General features: G+C 47.2%; 1 protein-coding gene. It reads left to right on the forward strand.

From position 1 onward, the window contains the following. Positions 1-331 precede the first annotated feature (331 nt). The coding region (locus H6G97_RS50130) for a plasmid replication protein, CyRepA1 family (RefSeq protein WP_190947658.1) at positions 332-2,274 on the forward strand (1,943 nt) is incomplete at its 3' end.

A 2,274-nucleotide genomic window follows, 5' to 3' on the forward strand; every position in this document is an offset into this window, starting at 1 on the left:
AGAAACCAGAGAAATTGGAAAAATTTTAGTTTCATCTACTCGGAAAGTTAAGGAGAAAATTAACAAGCATAATTAATTGCGAATTGCGAATTGCGAATTGTGTTGATGCACCCCGGTTGTCAGTCCACACATCTGCATCAGGTTCCGAAAACCAACAAAGTGGTTAGCACGCGAATTAATTTGACCTTCCGACCACACACCGGAGGCGAGAGATAACGCTATAGCTGGCTGTTGACGATTTCATAGCCAGCACATCTCTCATAAAAAGTTGAACCGGCGGCACAGACTCAAGTGCCGCACCCTGCACCATGCGTCTATTTCTGGAGGAAACATGACTACAATTAGTTTAGAAGACCAGCATTTAACTGAATGGCTCAACAGTAAGGTTGACGAAGAAATCATTGCCCTCAATGTGCATTCCCTCTCTGGGAGTTTACCCTACGAATATCTGCTCTACAGCCCCAAAATCTCCCGTCGCAATGATGGACGACTGCGCGATCGCGATTTAAAGAAATACCAGCACATTGAACTCGGCGGCTGGTGGTGCAGTGGCGTTGACCCTCTCAACAACTACGTGCTGATGATGTGGGGCTGCTTTAAACCCGACCACCCCAGACGTGACCGCCAAAAGATCCACAAATTCATCAAGTACGAGCATCCTTACAGAGAAGAAACACGCGCTTTCTTCCTCTTAGTCCCGAATCGCATTTGGGTGAAAGTTTCTAATCGTAGCGGTATCCCTATCACCGAAGAAGACCTACAGCATCCTGGGGGTTTTTGGCACTGGGTATGGAAGCATAATGTACCAGTCACAATCGTCGAAGGTGTCAAAAAAGCGGGAGCGTTACTGACTGCTGGTTATGCAGCGATCGCTATCCCCGGTGTCAACGCTGGATACCGCACCCCTACTGATGAGTACGGTACAGCTAATGGCAAACCATCCCTCATACCCGACTTGAAACATTTCGCAACACAGGGGAGACAGGTTAATATCTGCTTTGACCAGGACAATAAACCTGAGACAGTCCAACGGGTAAGAACTGCTATCAGTCGCATGGGACGGCTGTTGGTAAACGAGGGTTGTTCGCTGCGAGTGATTGATTTACCAATTGGGGCAGAGAAAGGGGTTGATGATTTTATCGTTGCCAAAGGACAGCCGGCATTTGACGCACTCTACAATACTGCCGTTGCACTGGAATTATGGGAGATTAAGCTGTTTACTTTGTTAACCTATCCCCCTGCCATTGCACTTAACCAACGTTTCTTGGGACAGCTTCTCGTACCCGAAGGCGAAAAACTGATTATCCTCAAAGCCCCTAAAGGGACGGGTAAAACTGAATGGCTTGCAACTGAAGTGGCGAAAGCACACGACCAGGGACAAAGGGTATTAATAATCACCCATCGTATTCAACTGGGTGAGGCATTGTGTAATCGCTTCGGTGTTAACTATGTTACCGAAGTCCGCACGAATGAAACAGGCACATTGTTAGGATACGGGGTGTGTGTTGATTCATTGCATCAAGAAAGTCAGGCGCGATTTAATCCCAATGACTGGACGAATGATATTGTCATCATAGAAGAGTGCGACCAAGTATTCTGGCATTTGCTCAACTCTGGTACTGAAGTGCAAAAGCGTCGGGTATCCGTTCTCAAAAACCTCAAACAACTGGTACAGAATGTTTTGGGCAGTAGTCAAGGAAAGATTTACCTGTCTAGTGCCGATGTGTCAGATACTGATGTGAAATACGTTCTTTCTCTTGCGGGAGAATATCGGGTTAATCCCTTTGTCATCGTCAACAATTATCGCCACATAGCTGGCAACTGTTACAACTATTCTGGCAGTAACCCGAAGAATCTCATCGCTGCACTCGACAAAGCGATAGCCAAGGGGGGGCATCATTTACTCTGCTGTTCTGCTCAAAAAGCCAAGTCAAAATGGGGGACGCAAGCATTGGAAGAACGTTTTCGGCGTAAATACCCTGAATTACGGATTCTGCGAATAGACAGCGAATCTGTTGCTGACCCCTCTCATGCAGCTTTCGGTTGTATCGCTCATCTCAACAAGATTCTTACCCAGTATGATTTGGTTATCGCCTCCCCAAGTTTAGAAACTGGGGTCAGCATCGACATTCGAGGGCATTTTGATGGTGTTTGGGGGATTTTTCAGGGAGTGCAGCCGGTTAATTCCGTGCGTCAGATGTTGGCAAGGGTTAGGCAGACAGTTGACCGCCACATTTGGGTCAGAGACTGGGGTATGGGCGTTGTGGGCAATGG

It is taken from the genome of Nostoc flagelliforme FACHB-838 (assembly GCF_014698065.1).
In the GTDB taxonomy this organism is placed as follows: domain Bacteria; phylum Cyanobacteriota; class Cyanobacteriia; order Cyanobacteriales; family Nostocaceae; genus Nostoc; species Nostoc flagelliforme_B.